A 22793-nucleotide genomic window follows, 5' to 3' on the forward strand; every position below is an offset into this window, starting at 1 on the left:
AAAGATAAGAAAGCATTCCTGTATTAAAGCAAAATGAGATTTGAATAAAATAAGCCTCCTTGGTATGATACAAAGTGTCCAAGCTGATCAGCGCAAAGGACATTTAATAACCAAAGGAGGACATAAAATGAAGTATAAACAAAATGACAAGATTCTGCAACTTACAGAAAAAACCTTAATTATAGGGGTTGACATTGCTAAACATAAGCATGTCGCAAGAGCACAAGATTATAGAGGTATACAATTTGGAAAAGCTCATACATTTTTAAACACATATGAGGGTTTTGAAGGTTTCATAAACTGGTTAAATCAAATCAAAGCTAAACAGTCTAAGGAAGATGTCATCATTGGGATGGAACCTACTGGACATTATTGGCTTCCGTTGGCTTATTGGCTAAAAGAAAAAGGAAAAAAGGTGGTTGTAGTTAATCCAGCTCATGTTAAGCAAACAAAGGAGTTAGATGACAATTCTCCTACTAAGAATGATTTCAAGGATGCTAGAGTTATCTCTAGACTTATTGAGGGCGGAAGATATTCGGAGCCCAATTTACCGGAAGGTATATACTCGGATTTACGTGAAGGTATGAACCTATATAACCAATTGGTACAGGACCTAACAGCTGTGAAAAATATAGTTCACCAATGGCTCGACCGTTTCTTTCCTGAATATTTAACGGTCTTTGGGAAGTGGGATGGAAAAGCTTCTCTACAAGTTCTAAGAATGGGACTTTTTCCTGATGAGTTATTAGAGCGTGAAGACTTGGAAATTCTAGCTGAAATTCGTAAAGAAGTTAAAAAAGGTGTGGGAATAAAGAAGGTTGTTCAGTTGAAAAACGTTGCCCTTCGTTCAGTAGGCATTAAAGAGGGGCGAAGTCTAGCTAGGTTAAAATTAAAAAGCTTACTAGACCAATACGATCTTCTTTCAGAACAATTAGAGAGCGTCTGGAGTGAAGTAGAGAACATCATACAAGATGTTCCAGGGGCGAGAGAGATGGGAGATATTAAAGGTATTGGACAAGTTACAGTAGCCTCCTTTTTTGCAGAAGTCGGTGATTTACAAAAGTACTCACATCCCGACCAAATTGTTAAGTTAGCAGGATTAAACTTAAAACTAGCTACATCAGGAAAGTGGAAAGGGCAAACAATTATTACTAAACGAGGGCGTCCTAAATTAAGGGCACTATTGTTTAAAGTCGTGTTGCCTCTTGTAGCTCAAAATCCTGCATTTAAGGCACTACATCAGTACTTTATTACACGAAATGAAAATCCATTAAAAAAGAAGCAGTCTATCATCGCTATATGTTGTAAATTAATTCGTATTTTATTTACGATTGGAAAGAAACAAATTGAGTTTGAACCAGCTAAAATGTTACAAGATATTCCTCATTTTAGTATGCAAGAAGCTGCTTAAAAGGATAGGGTAAAGTGATCAAAAAGAAGTTAGGTGCAGAAAATAGTCGAAGATTTATATAACATAAACAGTAGTATCGATGACAATATTTAATTCTCATTTTTTATTCACTTAGTAGTCGAAGTATTTTAAAGTTGTTTCAATTTGAAGAAGACTTACAACAGAAGCTAGGAGCAGTCGGCAAGCATTTATACTATTGGGCAATGACCCCGCAAGAAAGCATCGCCGACCCCACTTCATGGATAGGCAGAACGAAGGAATGTATGCGCATATTTTTCATATGACGCCGTGAGAAATGGGAGGGTGTGCCGCCATGAACATTGTGGGATCCAATAGCGACCATATTTCTAGATATTATCCTTTTTTGTAAAAAAATAGAAGAAGAGGGTTTATTTAACTATGTCCTCCTCCTCTAAAATACAAATAAAGTTCTGTTAGTCCATTAAAGTGCAGTCTTATTGAAATTTGAAATACTGAGAAAAACAGAGAAAACAAGAGAAAAACCTTACTTTAATGAGGGAGTATAAAAGTTTGTACCTAGTTTTAGTGTCTAGCTCCGGGTGCCACCCGGCTCTATGGTATAAGCCAATCCGTCTGGAAGGTCAAAGAACAACCTTCCAGAAGGCTCGTCTTATGCTTGACTGCACAGGATGTGCTGATGTCGATGTTCGCCACAGGACGTGGCGGGTTTTAATCGACGCGCCGATAGGCGGGCGCCCTGCGCTTTTCTTACCGGTGGAGATGAAGTAGCTGCCGGAATCATTTCGGAAGCAACATCCTACGGATGGGAACTACCAAAACAGTTAGCGGTAATCGGTTTTGATAATCAAATGATAACAGAATTAGTACAGCCAACAATATCAACTGTATACCAACCCATCGATAAAATCGGTGAAAAAGCAGTAACTATATTGCTAGATAAAATAAATAGTAAGAACTATCGTGTTCGCGAATCGCATGAATTTTCGTTAGAACTAGTAGTTAGAAAATCCACATTAAGTCAAATACCACATATTGTGAAAACATAAAAGCAGCCAATTAATTAGGCTGCTTTAAATATATCTGCAATAAGGGGCAGTTAAACCCCCACTGAGTAAGTTTATTTATATTTAGTGGTTACCTAGTTGAATACAATTGTCACATTTATTTCCATAGCACTCATGTTGCTCATTAATTTCGTTTTCACATTCGATACACTTTTTAGCAGGAAGATTTTTGAAAAACTCTGTACTTTTAATTATCATTATTGATCCCCTCCATTGTGTTTTATTAGTTTAATTGTACTATAACAGCTAATAACGGTCAATAACTGTTTTGTAACAATTTTTAAAAAGATGAAAATGCCTTTATAATGGTATATAGTGAAATGTGACTTATTTTTAAGGAGTGAATAAAGTTGAAAGTTACTGTTGTAGGCTTTTGGGGAGGATTTCCAGGGGTGAATGAGGCTACTTCTGGATATTTAATTCAGGACAATGGTTTTAATTTACTGCTCGATTGTGGTAGTGGTGTTGTAGCGCAGCTTCAAAATTACATAAAGGTAGAAGAGCTTGATGCGGTTATTATTTCTCACTACCATCATGACCATATTGCTGATATAGGTCCTCTGCAGTATGCTCGTTTAATTTCGAAGTCTTTAGTGGCTGGGGTCAGTGAATTGCCTATATATGGACATACATTAGATCGAGATGGTTTCACTAAACTACAGTATAAAGGTTGCACCGTAGGTATTGACTATCAACCAGAAGGTATCCAGATTGGTCCATTTTCCATTTCGTTTTTAATGACTAAGCATCCCGTACCGTGTTATGCCATGCGAATTTCAAATGGAAATAAAACAGTTGTATTTACAGCGGATACCAGCTATTTTGAAGAACTTACTAGCTTTTCTGTCGAGGCAGATTTGTTAATATGCGAGTGTAATCTCTATGAGGGACAAAATGGGGCTGCTTATGGACATATGACAAGCTCTGATGCTGGCAATGTTGCCGGGAAGGCGAATGTAAAAAACTTACTGTTAACCCATTTACCACACTTTGGAAATCATCAACTATTAATAGAACAAGCCGCTACCTACTACTCTGGCTTAATAACATTAGCTAAATCTGGATATGTCTGGAATTGACAGTTATTATTTTTGAAAAACTTTCCTTTACAAAATCGGAGAGTTTTTTTAAAATCGACACCATATTTTTTAATGACAGCAGGGTTATTTTAAAAGTTCACAATGTAATTCTTGCTAGTTTAGTTTTCTTTCAATATAATATATTTAGAATATTATAGAAAGATGAATGATTATTCATTCACAAAAATTAAGGGGAGGCGTTTATATGAATTTAACTTCACAACTTGGGGTAACAGCAAAGAAGTATCACAGTAAACCAGCATTCATTTTTAATGATTCTACAAGTACATATGCAGAGCTTGATGCAGCAGTAACAAAATTTGCAAGTGGTCTTACGAAGCTGGGAATCTCTAAAGGCGACCATGTTGCTCTATTATTAGGTAACTCACCGCATTTTATTATAAGTTTATATGGAGCTTTACGAGCTGGTGCAACAGTTATTCCAATTAACCCAATTTATACGCCGGATGAAATCGGATACATTCTCAACAACGGCGATGTAAAAACGATTATTGCCCTTGATTTACTTGTCCCTTTATTTGAAAAAATGAATGGAGCTCTCCCAGTGGTAGAACATATTATTGTATGTGAAACACCAAAGGGGGCAGAAAGCGATCTTGATGTAAGCACTCTATCTATTTCCCCTAAATTGAAATCGTTTACAAACTTATTAAGTTTGGGTGATTTGTTATTCGAAGGTCCAGTTTTAAATGATGATGACATAGCTGTTATACTATATACTTCTGGAACAACAGGTAAACCAAAAGGTGCACTGCTGACTCATAAAAACTTATTTAGCAATGCAAGTGATGTTGCAAACTATTTGAAGATATCAGATTCAGACAGTGTAATTGCAACACTTCCGATGTTCCATGTATTCTGTCTAACAGTTGCTTTAAATGCGCCACTAATGAACGGTGGAACATTAATAATTGTACCAAGGTTTAGTCCGGCGGAAATATTTAGAGTTGCTAAAGAGCACAACGCAACTGTATTTGCTGGCGTTCCAACAATGTACAATTTCTTAGTACAATACCCAGAAGGTAAAGTAGAAGATTTAAAAAGTCTGCGTCTTTGTATTTCAGGTGGTGCATCCATGCCAGTTGCCCTCCTTAAAAGCTTTGAGAACAAGTTCCAGGTTCTTGTTTCAGAAGGATATGGTCTATCTGAGGCATCACCAGTTACATGCTTTAACCCACTAGATCGTCCTCGAAAAGCTGGCTCGATTGGTATGAGTATCATTAATGTTGAAAACAAAATTGTAAATGAATTAGGTGAAGAAGTAGCCCCAGGTGAGGTTGGCGAACTAGTCGTTCGTGGACCGAACGTAATGCAAGGTTATTATAAAATGCCAGAAGAAACAGCTCACTCCATTCGAAATGGCTGGTTGTATACTGGTGATCTAGCAAAAATGGATGAAGATGGCTATTTCTTTATCGTTGATCGTAAGAAAGATCTCATTATTGTAGGCGGTTACAATGTATATCCACGCGAAGTAGAAGAAGTTTTATATGACCACCCAGGGGTTGTTGAAGTTGCTGTTTTAGGTGTTCCAGATCCTAACTTTGGCGAGGCAGTAAATTGCTATGTAGTTGTTAAAGATCAATCACTAACTGAAGAAAGTTTAATAGAATATTGCCAGGGGCACCTAGCTAAATATAAAGTGCCTAACTCCATTGTATTTTTAGAGGAACTACCTAAAAATACAACAGGTAAAATTCTAAGACGCGCATTAAAGGATAAAGTTCTCCAGAAATAGATTAGGAAGTAGTAGTCAGCTGCATTTAGTAGGCTGGCTATTTTTTACGAATGATACTATGAATATTTAAATAAAGGATTTTTCCTAATTTATAGAGAAATAAAATGTAAGCGATGACATGAGTTTTGGAGGGGAAAAACAAATGGAATCAGTTCTTTATCATGTAGAAAATTATATTGCAACAATCACGATAAATAGACCTGATGCGATGAACTGCTTTAATTTTGAATCATTAAAGAAGCTATCAGATGTAGTTGAAGAAATTCGGACGAACCAAGATGTTCGTGTTGTAGTTATTACAGGATCAGGTGAAAAATCATTTAGCGTAGGTGCTGACCTGAAAGAAAGGAAAACACTTACTCCTGCAGAGGTCAAGCGGAATGTTTATAAGATTGGTGAAGTATTTTCAAGTATAGAAAATTTACCGCAGCCAACGATTGCTGCCATTAATGGATATGCTTTTGGTGGTGGAATGGAACTTGCTTTAGCTTGTGATTTTCGAATAGCTGTCAAGGATACATTAATGGGGTTAACAGAAACAAGCTTGGCGATCATCCCAGGGGCTGGAGGAACTCAAAGATTACCTCGTTTAATTGGCGAAACAAAGGCCTTAGAACTTATTTTAACAGCGCGAAAACTTACTTCAGATGAGGCATACTCTTATGGAATCCTAACAAAAGTAGTCTCTCGTGATATGTTGCTTGAAATGAGCTACGCTTTTGCTAATGAAATGTTAAAGAATGGGCCAATTGCGCTCCAACAGGCGAAGTTTGCTATAAAAGAAGGCATGAATGCTGACATTCAAACAGGTCTTAAAATCGAACGAAAAGCGTATGAAGTAACAATTCCGACTGAAGATCGTGTGGAAGCCTTAAATGCCTTCAATGAGAAAAGAAAGCCAGTTTTTAAAGGAAAGTAATAAAAGGGCCTGACCTCCACACCTTTAAAGCGGTGGGGGTCAGGCCCTAATTTTTTAAAAAAATCTTGTAGTTTATTATTATTTATGTATAATTTAATTTAACGCATAAAAGCATAAAAGCCAAAAAGCATAAAAGCTAGGTTTTATAAAAGGGGGATGTTTAGATGAAAAAAGGTTGGAAGTCATTATTAGTTGGTGGTTCTATTGCAAGTTCCTTATTCATTTTAGGTGGGTGTGGAGGAACTAGCACTTCAAATGGTGGAGAAAAAACAGAGGAAAGTACCTATAAGGTAGGTGTAACTCAAATTGTCGAGCATCCTTCGTTGGATAAAGCTTTGGAAGGATTTCAAAAGGCTCTTTCAGACAAAGGGCTTTCAGTTGATTATGATGTACAAATCGCACAAGGCGATCAAAATAATAACCAAACCATTGCAACCAATTTTGTAGGGGACAAGGTAGATTTAATTTTTGCAAACTCAACCCCTAGTGCACTTAGTGCTTTAAATGTTACCAGTGAGATTCCTATTTTGTTCACTTCAGTTACAGATCCAATCGGTGCTGGACTTGTTGAGGCGATGGATAAGCCGGGACAAAATATTACAGGTACAACAGATACTCATCCTGATGCGATTCCAAATACGATTAAATTTATTGCCGACTATTTTGGTGGTGCATCAAGTGTTGGGATGATCTATAATTCCGGAGAACAAAACTCAACTGCACAAATTGAACTGGTCGAAAAAGCGATGGAAGGTACAGACTTAAAAACAAAATTAGTATCAGTATCCACTTCAGCCGAGGTAAAACAAGCGGCTGAATCGTTAGTAGGAAGTGTAGATGTGTTCTACATTATTACTGATAATACAGTAGTTTCAGCCTTAGAATCAGTGATCCAAGTTGCCAATGATGCAGATATTCCTTTGTTCGTAGGTGAGCTTGACTCAGTGGAACGTGGAGGCTTTGCTGCATATGGCTTTGATTATTTTGATATTGGCTATGAAGCTGGGGTAATGGCGGCACAGGTGTTAACAAAGGAAAAAGCTATAGCTGATTTACCGGTACAATATCCTGGAAACTTAAAACTTTTAATTAATAAAAATGCTGCAGCTGACATGGGAATAGAGCTTAAACCAGAATGGGATGAACTAGCTGAATACAGCGAGTAATAAAATGTTCCTCTTGATTTTTTTCAAGAGGAACGTATTTTTTAAAAAGATATGAAAGTATAAAAGGTTGTACCTAGTTTTAGTGTCTAGCTCCAAGGGCCATCGGACCTGAGGTCATAAGCCATTTCCTTTAAGAAGGAAAAACCACCTTCTTAAAGGAACCGTCTTATGCTTGTCGCCGATAGGCGGGCGCCCTGCGCTTTTCTTATTAAGAGTATCCAATAACAGCATGAGGAGTTTGAAAGAGAAAATCAAGTCTCTTTTTTCAAAAACTGAAAGGGTGAAGATAATGTCAATAGCCATTTTTGGATCAGTCGAATCAGGAATCCTATACGCAATAATGGCACTGGGAGTTTACCTCTCATTTCGAATTCTTGATTTTCCTGATTTAACTGTTGATGGAAGTTTTGTTACAGGTGCCTCAGTTTCGGCCATTATGATTGTAAATGGGTTTAATCCGTTTGTTGCGACGATCGCAGCATTATTTGCCGGCTTTCTTGCAGGTAGCTTAACTGGAATACTTCATACAAAAGGAAAGATTAATCCATTATTATCAGGGATTTTAATGATGATTGCACTTTATTCTATTAACCTTCGAATTATGGGTAGATCAAACGTGCCACTTTTACAGGAATCAACGGTTGTTAAAATAATGTCTGATTTTTGGAAGGGGTTAGGGATCGATGAGTTTATCACCAATCTCCTTTCTGCTATAGGAGTTTCTGGTTTTATTCCAAAAACGTGGGCAGTCCTATTTTTTGGTGCAATCATTACAATTACTATTAAACTAGTGATTGATCGCTTCCTAAAAACTGAAATTGGTCTTTCCTTAAGGGCGGCAGGAGACAATAAGAATATGATTCGAAGTTTCTCAGCCAATACGAATCAACTTACAACACTTGGATTAGGGTTATCGAATGCACTAGTAGCATTTTCTGGGGCAATGATTGCTCAATACAACGGCTTTAGTGATATTGGGATGGGAATTGGAATGATTATTATCGGTCTTGCTTCAGTTATAATTGGGGAAGCTGTTTTTGGAAACAAATCGATTGCTCGTACAACTCTAGCTGTTATCGGTGGTGCGATTATCTATAGACTAGTTGTTGGGCTGGCACTTCGTGTAGAATTTCTAGAAACGGGTGATGTTAAACTAATTACAGCTGCAATCGTCATTTTTGCACTTGTATTTCCGAAAATTGTCGATGCTGGACGTGAGAAGAGACGGAAAAAAGCACGACTACAAAATAGTAAAATGGTAAATGACGGGACGAAACGGGGTGAGAATCTTGCTACAACTGAATCAGATTTATAAAGTATTTAATGAAGGTACAGCAGATGAGAAGGTAGCACTTGACCACCTCAACCTGTCTCTAAAGGCAGGAGATTTCATTACAGTGATTGGCAGTAATGGAGCTGGGAAATCTACCGTTATGAATACAATTGCAGGACGCCTAATTCCTGATTTTGGTAAAGTTTTAATTAATGGGACTGATGTAACAAATATGGCAGAGCACCAAAGGGCAAAGTTAATCGGTAGAGTATTTCAAGATCCAATGGCAGGGACTGCTCCTACAATGACGATAGAGGAAAACCTGGCGATTGCCTATTCACGAACAAAATCTCGAACCTTTCATTTGGGAGTAACGAAACAACGTAGAACGTTTTTTAAAGAGCAATTAGAAACATTACACTTAGGACTTGAAAATCGCCTAAATGCAAAGGTTGGCTTATTGTCAGGAGGAGAGCGTCAAGCATTATCCCTACTGATGGCAACCTTTACTGAACCTAGTATTTTATTGCTTGACGAGCATACAGCCGCCCTTGACCCATCTAGGGCAGAGTTGATTACTAATTTAACAAAAGAAATTATCCAAAGACACGGACTTACAACTATGATGGTAACCCATAATATGCAACAAGCTTTAGATTTGGGAAATCGGTTAATCATGATGGATAAAGGCCAAATTATTTTTGAAGCAGAAGGTAAAGAAAAGCAAGAACTAACAATATCTCAGTTATTATCTGAATTCCAACGTATTCGTGGTGAACAACTAGCGAATGATCGCGCAATTTTAGGATAAAAAAAAGACATAGAATTTATTTTCTATGTTTTTTTTATTAAAAGGAAAAAATAAGATATAATTTCTCTATTGAATCTAATTTTAATGTAAAATAATCTTAAAAGGGTTTAATTTTAAGGAAATAGTAGATATCTAATGTAAGAGGGAGATAACTGATGTCAACAACAATATTAGCCAGAAAACAGTCAGAATTTCGTGAAGGTGTTCAAGCAGGCTTAAGCATCGCGATCGGTTATATGCCAGTTGCACTTACCTTTGGACTTATAGCTAAGTCTACTGGACTTTCAGTTTCTGAAACTGTTTTAATGAGTTTACTTGTTTTCGCAGGTGCGTCGCAATACATAGCACTTAGTTTACTTGCCGTTGGTACGGGTATGTTTGAAATAATATTAACAACATTAATTGTAAACATCCGCCATTTTTTAATGTCTGCTTCACTCAATGAAAAGGTCGAGGATGATTTATCTTTTAAGAAGGCACTATATGCCTTTGGAGTGACTGATGAAACGTTTTCTGTTTCTGCTGTAAAAGAAGGGAAAGTTACTGCTGGTTACATGTTCGGAGTAATCATAATGGCGTATTCAAGCTGGGTAATAAATTCGGGGATAGGACATGTGATTGGATCAAGTTTACCTACAAATTTACAAGAAAGCATGTCTGTCGCATTGTATGCAATGTTTGTTGGTCTATTAGTACCTTCGATGAAAAAACAGCGAAAAGTAATTGTTCTAGCAGGGATTGCAGCAATTGGTAATACAGCATTTTCTCAATTTCTATCAACCGGATGGGCAATTGTGTTAGCAACATTGGTTGCAGCGGTCGTGGTTGAATACTTCTCTAAGGGCTTAAATGGGGAGGGAAAAACAAGTGGATAATATGATTTTGTTATTGATAATTGGAATGGCGGTTGTAACATATATTCCAAGGATGCTACCTCTCGTTTTTATGAATGGCATACAGTTACCACCATTTCTACAAGGAGTATTAAAAAATGTACCATATGCTACCTTAGGTGCTCTAATTGTACCAGGCATTTTTACAATAAATGAAGACATCTGGTTCGGAATAATTGGCGCTGCAACAGCATTTATTGTTGCCTATCTCGGTGCTAATGTAATTCTTGTCGTTCTAAGTGCGATTGTTTCATTAAGTGTGTATTCGTATTTCTTTTAACAGCAATAAAAAAATCACCGAAATTTTAATCGGTGATTTTTCTGTTTAATCTATTTCCTTCTTGATTTGTTTATATAGTTTCTCTGTGTCAAACTCTTGATCCATTCCAAAAGTCTCAATCAACTTATTATTTTCATCGATTAAGTAAGTTGAAGTTGTGTGGATAATCATACCATTACCAGGGTCACGATAAAAGAATTTAAAGGCTTCAGCAATCTTCTGAGTATCTTCTTGACTTCCTCTTAATAAAACCCAATCCATTTCATTACCAATTTCAAAAACTTTTCCGTATTCTTGAAGTGCTTTTGCGGTATCTCGTTTAGGATCGACTGTAATCGTTAGAAACTCAACATTATCCCCAAAAACACCGTCAACTTCAAGTTTTTCACGAAGTTGTTTCATTTTATGTGTTGTAGCAGGACAGATATCCGGGCAATTTATATATATGAATTCAACTAATCGTACCTTAGGCGTTAAGTTATTAAATGAATATTGCTCGCCATACGCTGTTTCCAACTCAACATTTTTTGGGAGCTCCATACTTGGTTGACGAAAAATTGTAAAATAAAAAATACCTCCTAATATTCCAAGAACAAGTAGGGATATGATGGTAATAGATAGCTTTTTCAATAAAGTTCACCCCGCATCATTACAATATTTAGTTAATCAATCTATAACTATCATACATGTGGACTTGTTTAAATCCTAAAGCTTGTCTAAGGTATGAAGGAATATTGATGAACAAAAATAGACAAGTTGTTCTATCTGTCTTTAATTTACACTACAATAAAGTAAATATAGGTTGTTTTTGAAAAGAGTACACTCCATGAACAACATCTAAAGATCTTTTCATAGAAGGGAGCGCATCAATGTGAGAAAAGTTATCGGGTGGTCAATCGTTGGTTATTTACTGTTTGCTCTTTTTATAACATGGTATTTATTTTATGGAGCAAATACAGCAATACCTACCGAATTCAAAGGTACTGCTGCTGATCCAGAGTCTTTTTTGAATTCACGTGAATTATTACTTAGTGAGGAATACTCACAAATTAGAAACTTGTTATTCTTTTTAGCAATTCCAATTGAATGGATTATCTATTTGTTTGTACTAGTTTTAGGAGTCTCAGCAAAGTTTCGTAGCTGGTCAATGGTGTCATCAAAAATATCAGTGGTTCAAACTGCTATCTATTTTTTCTGGTTATCATTATTGGTTGAAGTCCTATCATTTCCCCTACAATGGCTTAGTTATACCTTTTCAAAAAATTATAATATCACAACCCAAGAGTTTTCAAGTTGGATGAAGGATATTCTTATTGATTTTTGGGTTAATTATGCACTGATGATTGTTATTGTAAGTGTGTTATATTGGCTTATTAGAAAAAGTACAAAACGTTGGTGGTTTTACGCTTGGCTACTGTCAGTTCCATTTTCGTTAATTTTAATGTTTGTTCAACCCGTAATTATTGATCCACTTTATAATGATTTTTATCCATTGAAGGATAAACAGTTAGAAACAAAAATACTTGCTATTGCTGATAAGGCCAATATTCCTGCAGAGCATGTGTATGAAGTAGATATGTCTGAAAAAACCAATGCATTAAATGCTTATGTAACAGGGATAGGCTCTAATTCGAGGATTGTCCTTTGGGATACGACCTTAAATCGTCTCGCTGATGATGAGATTTTATTCATCATGGCGCATGAGATGGGTCATTATGTCATGAAACATATTTATATTGGAATTGCCGGATATTTACTACTAACCTTACTTGGTTTGTATATCATAAATAAATTAATGGTTTTTATTATAAAACGCTGGGGGAATTTATTAAAGATACGTGATAGTAGGGACATTGCTTCACTACCGTTACTTTTATTATTAATTTCATTGTTAACCTTTGCGGCTAGCCCATTTTCCAATGCAGTATCAAGATATCAAGAAAATGCGGCTGACACATATGCAATCGAAATGACACAAAACAATGCTGCTGCAGTTAAAACCTTTCAGGAACTAACAAGGGCAGGATTGAGTCAAGTTAACCCACCATATTTAGTCAAGCTTTTTCGTTATGGACATCCAACTATGCTAGAAAGAATTACGCATTTGGAAAATTATCAAGTAGAAAAAAATAAATAATCCCCATTGAGGGTTAGTGTAGGGGCGTGCACGCCCTGAGCGCTACCCGTTACTGCGGGATAAATCCTTTATTTACCTGTTTTCTGTACTAGTACAGAAAACTTTTTTATTTTTTTTAGAAAACTGTTCCATTTTTGGGGATACTGTTATATAATACCTTTAAATTATTAATTCTGTATTATAACAATCCTTTTGAAAGGTGTTGAAAAAACAAATGGCTACACAAACATCAGGAATTCAAGTGAAAGGTAGAATGACTGAACAATTCGAAGAGATATTAACACCTGGGGCATTAGCTTTCATTGAGAGACTGGAAACAAAATTCGGAACACGCAGAAAACAGCTTTTGGAGCAAAGACAACAAAGACAGGAAGAAATAAATCAAGGAAAACTCCCAGACTTCCTTGCTGAAACAGAACATATTCGTAATGGTAAATGGACGGTTGCACCTTTGCCAAAGGATCTATTAGACAGACGGGTCGAGATTACTGGACCAGTTGACCGCAAAATGATCATTAATGCACTTAACTCTGGAGCCAAGGTCTTTATGGCAGACTTTGAGGACGCTAACTCGCCCACCTGGGAAAATGTAATAGAGGGTCAGATTAATTTACGTGATGCTGTGAACCGAAGCATTTCCTTTGAAAATCCAAATGGGAAAAAGTATAGGCTGAATAAAGAAACAGCAACTTTAAAGATTCGACCAAGAGGATGGCATTTAGAAGAAAAGCATATTGAGTTAGATGGAAGAAGGATTTCTGCTAGTTTAGTAGATTTTGGACTTTATTTTTATCATAATGCAAAGAACTTACTTACAAACGGTAGTGGACCTTATTTTTACTTACCTAAAATGGAAAGTCATAAAGAGGCAAAACTATGGAACGATGTTTTTGTATTTGCTCAAAATGAAATTGGAATTCCTCAAGGGTCAATTAAAGCGACTGTTTTAATTGAAACTATCCTTGCTACTTTCGAAGTTGATGAGATTCTTTACGAACTATGTGAACATTCAGCGGGCTTGAATTGTGGCCGCTGGGATTATATCTTTAGCTACCTGAAAAGATTTAGAAACTTTGAGGATGTTATTTTACCTGATAGATTACAAGTGACGATGACAGTTCCGTTTATGAGTACTTACTCACAGCTCGTTATTAAAACTTGTCATAAAAGAAATGTTCATGCAATTGGTGGAATGGCAGCACAAATCCCTGTGAAAAATGACGAAAAAGCAAATGAAGAAGCATTTGCTAAGGTAAGAGCTGACAAAGAGAGAGAAGCAAAGAACGGTCATGACGGTACTTGGGTTGCGCATCCAGGTCTTGTACCTATAGCACAAGAGATTTTTGATGCCTATATGCCACAGGAGAACCAAATCAACCGTAAGAGAGAGGATGTTAACGTTACAGCTTCTGATCTGCTTTCCGTTCCAGCAGGTAAGGTTACAGAGGGTGGGGTTCGTACAAATATCAATGTAGGAATTCAATATATTGAATCATGGCTAAGAGGAAAAGGTGCCGCTCCAATTCATAACCTAATGGAGGATGCAGCAACAGCCGAAATTTCCAGGGCGCAACTATGGCAATGGATTCGTCATCCAAAAGGAGAACTTGATGATGGAAGAAAAGTAACATTCGAATTAGTACAGCAGCTTCAAGAAGAAGAGTTGGAAAAAATTAAATTCGAGGTTGGTTCAGAAGCTTTTGAAAATGGAAGGTTTAAGGAAGCAACAGAACTATTTGAACAGCTTATCATAAATGATGATTTTGATGAATTTTTAACATTAAAAGGTTATGAAATTCTATAAATAACAATTTTGAAAGTAATAGGAGGAATCATATTATGTCAGATTCAAGAATTCAAAAGTTACAAGAAAGCTGGGAGTTAGATAATCGTTGGAACGGAGTGCAGCGTCCATATAAAGCTGAGGAAGTTATTCGATTACGTGGATCAATTGATATTGAACATACATTAGCACGTCGCGGTGCAGAGAAACTTAGGAACTTACTTAAAACAGAGGACTTTATAAATGCGTTAGGTGCATTAACTGGTAACCAGGCCGTTCAACAAGTAAAAGCGGGCTTAAAAGCGATTTATTTAAGTGGTTGGCAGGTTGCTGCTGATGCTAACCTTTCAGGGCATATGTATCCAGATCAAAGCTTATACCCGGCAAATAGTGTGCCAAGCGTTGTTAAAAGAATTAATCAAGCATTACAGCGTGCAGATCAAATTCAACATCTTGAAGCACAAGGTGACACAGATTGGTTTGCTCCAATTGTTGCTGATGCTGAAGCTGGTTTCGGTGGTCAATTAAATGTATTTGAACTAATGAAGGGTATGATTGAAGCAGGAGCCGCTGGTGTACATTTCGAAGATCAGTTATCTTCAGAAAAGAAGTGTGGTCACTTAGGAGGTAAAGTATTACTTCCTACACAGACTGCGGTTAAAAATTTAATTTCTGCAAGACTTGCGGCAGATGTAATGGGTGTTCCAACTATCCTTGTAGCAAGAACGGATGCAGATGCAGCAGATTTAATTACAAGTGATATCGATCCTGTAGACCAAGAGTTTATTACGGGTGAAAGAACACCGGAAGGTTTTTTCCGTACAAAAGCAGGGATAGAGCAAGCAATCGCACGTGGATTGGCATACGCGCCATATGCAGACTTAGTATGGTGTGAAACATCTGAACCTAGTTTAGAGCAAGCGCAAAGATTCGCAGATGCTATCCACGAAAAGTTCCCTGGTAAGCTATTAGCTTATAATTGCTCACCTTCGTTTAACTGGAAAAAGAAGCTTGATGATGAAACAATCGAAAAATTCCAAGTTGAATTAGGCAAAATGGGCTACAAGTTCCAATTTGTTACATTGGCAGGGTTCCATTCATTAAATCACGGGATGTTTGAATTAGCACGTGGCTATAAGGATAGAGGTATGGGGGCATACTCTGAATTACAACAAGCTGAATTCGAGAGCGAAAAACACGGCTATACAGCAACAAGACATCAACGTGAAGTAGGAACAGGTTATTTTGACGAGGTATCACAGGTTATTACGGGTGGAACATCATCAACGACTGCTTTAAAGGGATCTACAGAAGAAGAGCAGTTCACAAAAGCATGAAATCAAATAACACTCAGCTGGGTTTTTCCCCTCTGAATGTTATTATTACAAGGTCTTTTTTAAAAAGACGATTTCAGATTTTAAATGGTTAGAAGAGATACCACTAAACCTTAGGTTAGGTTTAGGAAACCAGCCTATAGCAAGATAAAACTGGCTAACCTAAATTATAATTAGGTTAGCCAGTTTTTTTCTTTTGATATTTAAGTAAAGCCGTTTGCAATCTTCCACTAATGACACAGAAACCTGAACCAACAGCTAGTAATAAATAAAACACTTCCTTAGAAAATGCTACCCCTAAAGGATATAAAGCTGAAAAAGCATATATCAGTAATCCTGCGACAAATAGTATGATTGGTAGCTTTCCGCTCATACTAACACACCTCACTATTTAACTAAAATTGAAGCTGTAACAATTCTGCTAATGAGCTATTGAGCAAATTTTGCAAGCTCTTGATATTCCTTTGATAGGCTCATAAACAATGTTTTATTTCGAGTATCGATGGCTTCATTTATTTTTTGCTCAAGTAAATCTCTTTTTCTTTTGTAGAGAGCTTCATCTAGAATCATTTGAATATACACGTCTAACATCGATTCGACTTCGTTTTTCATTTTATGCATAGTACGGGCTTTCATGATCTCAGTATAGGATTTTTCATTTTTCAAGAAAGATCACCCCTGATGTCTTTTTACTATTATATTGCTGAGTTGGAAAAATATCAACAGAATTTTTAGATTTTTTAGAATTTGATATTTTCTAAGATAAACAGGTATTTTTTTACTGTTGTAACACCATGATAGTAATGGAGGTGTTCTAAATGAAAGATCCTTATAATGTTTCAAAAGATATTCCAATGGGGACTCCTTTAAACCCTGTAGTTGGAATGTCAGAAGACCTTGACACTAATAACCCATTCGAATCTGAAGCCATGTATGCTGGAGATTCAGTAGACGAACATGTTACGTTAGAGCAAGCGAATCAGTATTTTGCTGAAAAAGAGATCAAACAAGTATATGACAATTCTTAAACATGGCGCAAGATAGTGGTTTTTCTTCAGACGAAGGAAAATCACTTTTTTTTGGCTAATCAGAATTTATATCCATAAATTCTAACACGCATAATTTTATCTTAATAGTTACAAATTTGTGAAAATTTTGTTGATTTATAGAAAAACATGATAGTAAATGGTAAGATTTGTAGAGGGTTATACTCATAAAGTTAAAGGAGTGGTAAAGATGAAAAAAAAATCGCTTAACTATTTAACTGAATTTGAAGTAAGTTGTCAAACAATGGCAATTATTCCAGTAACAATTGGGGACAGTAAGTACTCACGAGTACTTGAAACAGATGGAGAGTACATAGTAGCTATGAAACCAATCGATATTGTAGAACATAGCTGCCGTTATTTCGGGAGCAGCCTCAAAGGAAGGCGGGAAGGAACGAAAGAATTGACTGGAGTTACCCACAAATCGCCAATTATAGTTGAAGCCACTAGCATGATTTACCTCTTTCCGACAGCCTCACCTACAAAACCACAGTGTGCTTGGATTTCACATGCTCATGTTTTAAAACGGGATTCAGGCGGATACGGAAAAACATCAGTATTCTTTCATAACGGAAAAACAATTTCACTTCCAGTTTCAGTAGGTTCCTTTACAAGTCAACTACAACGTACAGCCCAGTTACGTACAATTATGTCAGGTAGACTAGAAAAAAAGGAAAGAAAAATGAACTTTATTGTGAATGCACCCAATCACAACAAACCTAATTTAATCGAGATTGATAAGTATTAAACATAAGTGAAAGATTCAAGCAAGATGTTATTTTTCGAGTAGTATCATTATTTTATGGCTCCTACATTTAATAGGGGCTTTATTCATGTTTAATTAGATACTTCTCCATGAGTACCGTTACTTCGTTTCTAATCCTTGGATTAAAATAATTATGCTGTTCTTCGTAGCCTTTATAGATAAAGGAAAATAACGTAAAAGCATCGTCCCGTTTAATCTGATAGACTTTAAGCTTTCTTTCTTTTAATTGTTGTTTGGCAAGATACAGGTCTTTGTGTACACGTTTAATAGCTCCTTCAATTAGATGTATATACGGATCTCTTAATTTAAAAGGACTGCTTTCAATGATTGATATGTCGCGGTTGAAGATCGTTAATAACATTGGTAAGAAGATCGCTTGTTCAAGAATTTGTCGATCTTCATCTGGAATTCTAGTCATTAGAAAAACTCCTCACATAAAGAACGTATGTTTGGTTATATAATAAATCAAAATTGAAAAATAAGCAAGACAAAAAAATATATTCAAGAAAAGTATTTCTGCTATCGAAATAGTTTTAAGAATGGTAAAATAAATGCAAGTTAAAAGTTTTGAATGTTTAATTAACTTTAGAAAAGGAAGGGTTTTTGTTATGACTACTATTGAAAAAAGAGGTATTAAATCTGAAGATTTATATAACTTAAAATCAGTAAATGATCCACAATTATCACCAAATGGTAGCAAAGTTGCTTTTTTAGAAACTGAGATAAACGAAGAGAAGCATGAGTATAAGACTCATATTTTTATGGGGAATCTTGAAAACAAGAGTGTAAAACAATGGACATTTGGGGATGTAAGAGATAACTCTCCGAGATGGTCACCAAACGGTGAGACGATTACTTTTGTTTCAAATAGATCAGGGAAATCTCAACTTTACATAATGGACGCAAACGGTGGGGAGCCAAGGCAATTAACTACATGCGTGAATGGTGCCAGAAATCCAATCTGGTCCCCAGATGGAGAAAAGATATTATTTGCAACCTCACTCGCTCCAGATGAAAAAATCACGGATAAGGAAAAGAAGAAAGAGGATTCAGAAAAGAAATTGGAACCAATGGTTATAGACAGAATTCGTTATAAATCGGACGCTGTTGGATTTTTAGATGACAAGCGTCAGCAGTTAGCAGTAGTTGATGTTGAAAGTGGAGAAGTTCAGCAACTAACGGATGGAAATCAAGATTATGCAGCAGGTTGCTGGTCACCTGATGGAGAAAGTATTACTTTTTTTGCTGATCTATCAGATGAGCCAGATTACAATTTAGTATCTGACCTCTATATCATGTCTTTAAAAGATAAGAGTTTACAAAAGGTAACTGGCAGTAATGGATTCTTTTCAAATAGCTCATGGTCTCCAGATGGACGATATATTTCCTTCATTGGACATGAAAAAGAGTGCCAAAGTGCTACATTATCTCGTATTTGGTTATATAAAGTAGAAGACAAACAACTAACATGTTTAACAGCTGAATGGGATGTTCAAATTGGTGATGTAGTAGTTGGTGACTTCCATTCAGGAAGCGTTAATCCAGGGATTGTTTGGACCGAGGATAGCAGAGGATTTTATTTTGTAATGAGTGATCAAGGAAACACAGGTGTGTATTATGGTTCAATTGAAGGTGAAATGTATCCTTCATTATTTGAGAGTCAACATGTATATGGCCTAACTGTCGATGGTAAAAGCCACAAGGCTGTAGTTGCTATCAGTAAACCAACACACCCAGGAGACTTATATACATTTGATTTAAGCACCGGTGAGATTGATCAATTAACATTTGTTAATGACAAATTTTTAGAAGGTATAGAACTATCAGGTGCCGAACCGTTCACATTTAACGCACCGGATAACTGGGAAGTTCATGGATGGATTATGAAGCCAGTTGGCTTTGAAGAAGGCCAAAAATATCCAACTATTGTTGAAATCCACGGTGGCCCACATGCAATGTATGCAAACACATACTTCCATGAATTTCAGACGCTAACAGCACAAGGCTTTGTCGTTGTGTTTACAAATCCTCGTGGTAGTCATGGTTATGGGCAGACATTTGTTGATGCTGTTCGTGGAGACTATGGTGGAAAAGATTATGTTGATGTCATGAGTTCGGTTGATTATGTACTTGAGACCTATGACTACATCGATGAAACAAAGCTAGGGGTAACTGGTGGTAGTTATGGTGGTTTTATGACGAACTGGATAGTTGGGCATACTAATCGCTTTAAAGCGGCTGTTACCCAACGATCTATTTCAAACTGGTTAAGCTTCTATGGTGTAAGTGATATTGGATATTACTTCTCTGAGTGGGAAGTAAAAGGTGATCTTGTGACCGACACTGAAAAGCTTTGGAAGCATTCACCGCTTCGTTATGTAGAAAATATTGAAACACCACTTTTAATTTTACATGGTGAAAAAGACTACCGATGTCCGATTGAGCAAGCAGAGCAACTATTTGTTGCGTTAAAGAAACAAAAGAAAGCAACAAGGTTTGTTCGCTTCCCAGAGTCGAATCATGAATTGTCAAGAAGCGGAAATCCTAAACTCCGTATCGAACGCCTAAATCACATTAAAGGGTGGTTTGTAGACTATTTACTAGGCGAAAAAGAATAAGAATATAGGAACGCTTGGGGCTAACATTCCGAGCGTTTTTAATGTCCAAATTTCTCATGAATTGGTTAAATTTAGCTATAAGCTTCAAAAAAATAGGTGTACAATTAGGACAGAGTGGTAAAGGATATAATATAAACATATTAATATTGCAGCCAGGTAGGGGAGATAAGGGTTATGGATTTTGAAACAATCAGGGAGTTAACTGATTTAGATAGAATACTTGAATTACTTGGAGAATACAGGTCACTCGGCCCATTACCAGGGATCTTCCTTCCAATGCTAGAAGCATTTATTCCATTTTTACCATTAGTTCTGTTTGTAATGGCCAACGCAGCCGCTTTTGGCTTATGGCTAGGATTTTTATATTCCTGGATTGGTACTTGCGCCGGTGCATTACTCGTTTTCTTTATTGTAAGAAAACTTGGCCAAAAGAAGTTATTCGGATTTATCAGTAGACATAAAAAGATAAAAAGTTTGATGTACTGGGTTGAAAGTCATGGCTTTGGTCCGTTGTTCTTGTTGCTTTGTTTTCCGTTTACACCATCTGCTGCAATTAATATCGTAGCAGCTCTATCAAAAGTAAGTATCGGTCAATTTACGCTGGCGGTTTTGTGTGGAAAATTAGTGATGATTTTTATGGTCAGTTATATTGGATACGATGTTAGGGCTCTTGTACAACAGCCTGTTCGTACAGCGATAGTGCTAATTGTAATCTTTATTTTATGGTATGTAGGAAAAAGAATTGAACAAAAATTAACGGTTCAAGGAGTTACTAAAGAAAAAGGAAATTAACTACGTATTGTCATACCCCAAATCACTGTAAGAATATTATTTATAATTATCTGAGAGAATAGAAAAAATGGTGGGGAAATTAGGGGTAATCGGCTGGAGAGTTGGGAGTGTAGATACATTGGGTTTATTATGATTAAACAAATTGAAGGGGAGTTCAATCTTAGATATTGGCCTGTGGATACTGTTGACATAAAGTTTTCATAATTAACTTTGTAGTTGGTCATATAAATGGGGATAATATGTATCCAGAACGGGAGCGGGACCCAATCGAAATTTACGAACAGGCTTGTAACGCAGTTGTTATCCTTTTACTATCTTAATTAGAGAAATACCCTTTTTTTTCTGTTCTCGAAATAAATATGTTATTATTTTACATAACACTAAATGGAAAAGGAGAAATGGTGATGTCATTAGAAAGTGTAAAAGCTCATTTCAAACAATATGATCGAGAAAAAGATGTGATGGAATTCGAAAGTCTGAGTGCAACAGTCGAACAAGCTGCTGATACAATAGGAACCATACCAGCTCGAATTGCGAAAACATTATCATTTAGAGGGGAAGATGACAAAGCAATCCTTGTCGTAGCAGCTGGAGATGCGAAAATTGATAACAAAAAATTCCGTCATACCTTTGGCTTCAAAGCACGGATGTTAGGTGCAAAAGAGGTACTCGAACAAACTGGACATGCAGTAGGTGGAGTATGTCCTTTTGGATTGAAAAATGAGCTAGATATTTACCTTGATATCTCACTTAAACGTTTTGAAACTCTTTTTCCGGCCTGCGGTAGTACAAACTCTGCAATTGAGTTGACCTATGGTGAAATATTTAACTATTCATCTGCGTTGGATTGGATCGATGTTTGTAAAGGGTGGGAAGGAACGGAGCTTAAGGAAAAGGTAGCAGCTCTAAGTAACGATGGACGTTGAGCTATTCCTTTTACATACTACAGAAAAAACAGACCACCACAAGTGTTGGTCTGTTTTATTGTGTTTCCTTACAACACAGGCTTCCAAATCATAAAAATAAATAAAAGTAAACCAAGGGCAGTGGCAATATAAAATTGATTACTAATCTTAGATAGTAAGAGATTTTGTTCCGCAGGAAGATCAATTTCGTCTTTATTCCTTTCATCAAATATCCATGCTGCGAGTTTTTTTGATTTTGGTTCGATAAACCCTATCACTACTACTTGAATAATAATATAAAGAATAAGAGAGCCGATTAACCAAAGGGTTAAAAAAGAACCATAGTTTCCTAGAATTACGAGTAAAATACCTGTTAGTACCGCAAGTGTTCCACCAATTTTTGGAAAATAATTAAGCTTTTGGGATAAAGCAATAGAATGCCGTAATGCTACTGCATTTTGATTTTTTCTTAATAAAATATGAGCAAAATAAGTAGGACCTATCCCGATAATGGCTGATAACACATGAATTATTACAAGAAACTTCAATTGTATCCCTCCTGATATAAGACTTATTATTTATTACATAAGTACCATACATATTATTTTTATATGATAAATATTTACCATTATACCAATTTTTTACTTTTGAGTCGATATCCGTTTAAATAATTTAGGATAAATTACCCAATTAAACAAACTATGAGAATGTTAAAGCTATGTATTGATGCTAAAATAGGACCAAGGCATGCTCCAGTTAATAAAGGGATAGCTCC

General features: G+C 36.3%; 24 protein-coding genes. 18 read left to right on the top strand and 6 right to left on the bottom strand.

Annotation, left to right across the window (positions count from 1 at the left end; all coding sequences use genetic code 11):
- Positions 1-127 precede the first annotated feature (127 nt).
- Positions 128-1411, top strand: a complete 1284-nt coding sequence (locus tag PY093_RS09415) for an IS110 family RNA-guided transposase (RefSeq protein ID WP_275645258.1) — start codon at positions 128-130, stop codon at positions 1409-1411.
- Positions 1412-2091: 680 nt separating this feature from the next.
- On the top strand, positions 2092-2439 hold the full coding sequence (locus PY093_RS09420) for a substrate-binding domain-containing protein (RefSeq protein ID WP_275645639.1): 348 nt from the start codon (positions 2092-2094) through the stop codon (positions 2437-2439).
- An 81-nt stretch (positions 2440-2520) separates the two neighbouring features.
- Here PY093_RS09420 and yhfH read toward each other — a convergent pair whose 3' ends face one another.
- Entirely contained in the window at positions 2521-2655 is a 135-nt protein-coding gene (yhfH, locus tag PY093_RS09425; RefSeq protein WP_275645640.1) for a protein YhfH, read from the bottom strand.
- Between the two features lie 152 nt (positions 2656-2807).
- Between yhfH and PY093_RS09430 the strand changes: the two genes are divergently transcribed.
- The 8 genes from PY093_RS09430 to PY093_RS09465 all read left to right on the top strand — a co-directional run bounded on the left by PY093_RS09430 (position 2808) and on the right by PY093_RS09465 (position 10637).
- On the top strand, positions 2808-3536 hold the full coding sequence (locus PY093_RS09430; protein WP_275645641.1) for an MBL fold metallo-hydrolase: 729 nt from the start codon (positions 2808-2810) through the stop codon (positions 3534-3536).
- Between the two features lie 205 nt (positions 3537-3741).
- Complete coding sequence (locus PY093_RS09435; RefSeq protein ID WP_275645642.1) at positions 3742-5295, top strand: fatty acid--CoA ligase family protein; 1554 nt, start codon at positions 3742-3744, stop codon at positions 5293-5295.
- A gap of 142 nt (positions 5296-5437) precedes the next feature.
- Positions 5438-6214 carry an enoyl-CoA hydratase-related protein gene (locus tag PY093_RS09440; RefSeq protein WP_275645643.1) on the top strand — a complete coding sequence of 259 codons (777 nt, stop codon included), beginning with the start codon at positions 5438-5440 and terminating at the stop codon, positions 6212-6214.
- 164 nt (positions 6215-6378) lie between these two features.
- The gene (locus PY093_RS09445) at positions 6379-7380 is read left to right on the top strand and encodes an ABC transporter substrate-binding protein (protein WP_275645644.1); all 1002 of its coding nucleotides are present in this window, start codon (positions 6379-6381) and stop codon (positions 7378-7380) included.
- A gap of 289 nt (positions 7381-7669) precedes the next feature.
- A complete protein-coding gene (locus tag PY093_RS09450; RefSeq protein ID WP_275645645.1) occupies positions 7670-8695 on the top strand; it encodes an ABC transporter permease in 1026 nt (341 codons plus the stop codon).
- On the top strand, positions 8670-9464 hold the full coding sequence (locus tag PY093_RS09455; RefSeq protein WP_275645646.1) for an ABC transporter ATP-binding protein: 795 nt from the start codon (positions 8670-8672) through the stop codon (positions 9462-9464). Before PY093_RS09450 ends, PY093_RS09455 begins: the two co-directional genes overlap by 26 nt.
- Before the next feature lie 155 nt (positions 9465-9619).
- Complete coding sequence (locus tag PY093_RS09460) at positions 9620-10339, top strand: AzlC family ABC transporter permease (RefSeq protein WP_275645647.1); 720 nt, start codon at positions 9620-9622, stop codon at positions 10337-10339.
- A gap of 1 nt (position 10340) precedes the next feature.
- Positions 10341-10637: an AzlD domain-containing protein gene (locus tag PY093_RS09465; RefSeq protein WP_481769290.1), complete on the top strand. Its 297-nt coding sequence runs from the start codon at positions 10341-10343 to the stop codon at positions 10635-10637.
- Positions 10638-10682: 45 nt separating this feature from the next.
- Here PY093_RS09465 and PY093_RS09470 read toward each other — a convergent pair whose 3' ends face one another.
- Positions 10683-11267 (bottom strand): SCO family protein, encoded by a 585-nt coding sequence (locus tag PY093_RS09470; RefSeq protein WP_275645649.1) that lies wholly within the window; start codon positions 11265-11267, stop codon positions 10683-10685.
- Positions 11268-11508: 241 nt separating this feature from the next.
- Between PY093_RS09470 and PY093_RS09475 the strand changes: the two genes are divergently transcribed.
- From PY093_RS09475 to aceA, 3 genes are all read left to right on the top strand, one after another.
- On the top strand, positions 11509-12774 hold the full coding sequence (locus tag PY093_RS09475; RefSeq protein ID WP_275645650.1) for a M48 family metallopeptidase: 1266 nt from the start codon (positions 11509-11511) through the stop codon (positions 12772-12774).
- 214 nt (positions 12775-12988) lie between these two features.
- A complete protein-coding gene (gene aceB, locus PY093_RS09480; protein ID WP_275645651.1) occupies positions 12989-14578 on the top strand; it encodes a malate synthase A in 1590 nt (529 codons plus the stop codon).
- A gap of 35 nt (positions 14579-14613) precedes the next feature.
- Positions 14614-15894 carry an isocitrate lyase gene (aceA, locus tag PY093_RS09485; RefSeq protein WP_275645652.1) on the top strand — a complete coding sequence of 427 codons (1281 nt, stop codon included), beginning with the start codon at positions 14614-14616 and terminating at the stop codon, positions 15892-15894.
- A 175-nt stretch (positions 15895-16069) separates the two neighbouring features.
- Here aceA and PY093_RS09490 read toward each other — a convergent pair whose 3' ends face one another.
- Positions 16070-16264 carry a hypothetical protein gene (locus PY093_RS09490; protein ID WP_275645653.1) on the bottom strand — a complete coding sequence of 65 codons (195 nt, stop codon included), beginning with the start codon at positions 16262-16264 and terminating at the stop codon, positions 16070-16072.
- A gap of 56 nt (positions 16265-16320) precedes the next feature.
- Positions 16321-16557: an IDEAL domain-containing protein gene (locus PY093_RS09495; RefSeq protein ID WP_275645654.1), complete on the bottom strand. Its 237-nt coding sequence runs from the start codon at positions 16555-16557 to the stop codon at positions 16321-16323.
- A 152-nt stretch (positions 16558-16709) separates the two neighbouring features.
- Between PY093_RS09495 and PY093_RS09500 the strand changes: the two genes are divergently transcribed.
- Entirely contained in the window at positions 16710-16919 is a 210-nt protein-coding gene (locus PY093_RS09500) for a hypothetical protein (protein WP_275645722.1), read from the top strand.
- A 208-nt stretch (positions 16920-17127) separates the two neighbouring features.
- Positions 17128-17685: a competence protein ComK gene (locus PY093_RS09505; protein ID WP_275645655.1), complete on the top strand. Its 558-nt coding sequence runs from the start codon at positions 17128-17130 to the stop codon at positions 17683-17685.
- 79 nt (positions 17686-17764) lie between these two features.
- Here PY093_RS09505 and PY093_RS09510 read toward each other — a convergent pair whose 3' ends face one another.
- On the bottom strand, positions 17765-18121 hold the full coding sequence (locus PY093_RS09510; RefSeq protein ID WP_275645656.1) for a YhjD family protein: 357 nt from the start codon (positions 18119-18121) through the stop codon (positions 17765-17767).
- Between the two features lie 190 nt (positions 18122-18311).
- Between PY093_RS09510 and PY093_RS09515 the strand changes: the two genes are divergently transcribed.
- From PY093_RS09515 to PY093_RS09525, 3 genes are all read left to right on the top strand, one after another.
- On the top strand, positions 18312-20321 hold the full coding sequence (locus PY093_RS09515; protein WP_275645657.1) for a S9 family peptidase: 2010 nt from the start codon (positions 18312-18314) through the stop codon (positions 20319-20321).
- A 174-nt stretch (positions 20322-20495) separates the two neighbouring features.
- Complete coding sequence (locus PY093_RS09520; protein WP_275645658.1) at positions 20496-21113, top strand: TVP38/TMEM64 family protein; 618 nt, start codon at positions 20496-20498, stop codon at positions 21111-21113.
- 404 nt (positions 21114-21517) lie between these two features.
- Positions 21518-22039: a YbaK/EbsC family protein gene (locus PY093_RS09525; RefSeq protein WP_275645659.1), complete on the top strand. Its 522-nt coding sequence runs from the start codon at positions 21518-21520 to the stop codon at positions 22037-22039.
- A 68-nt stretch (positions 22040-22107) separates the two neighbouring features.
- Here the strand turns inward: PY093_RS09525 and PY093_RS09530 are convergent, their stop codons facing one another.
- Positions 22108-22566 carry a DUF2269 family protein gene (locus tag PY093_RS09530; protein ID WP_275645660.1) on the bottom strand — a complete coding sequence of 153 codons (459 nt, stop codon included), beginning with the start codon at positions 22564-22566 and terminating at the stop codon, positions 22108-22110.
- Positions 22567-22793 lie beyond the last annotated feature (227 nt).

It is taken from the genome of Cytobacillus sp. S13-E01 (genome assembly GCF_029193815.1).
In the GTDB taxonomy this organism is placed as follows: Bacteria; Bacillota; Bacilli; order Bacillales; family Bacillaceae_L; genus Bacillus_BV.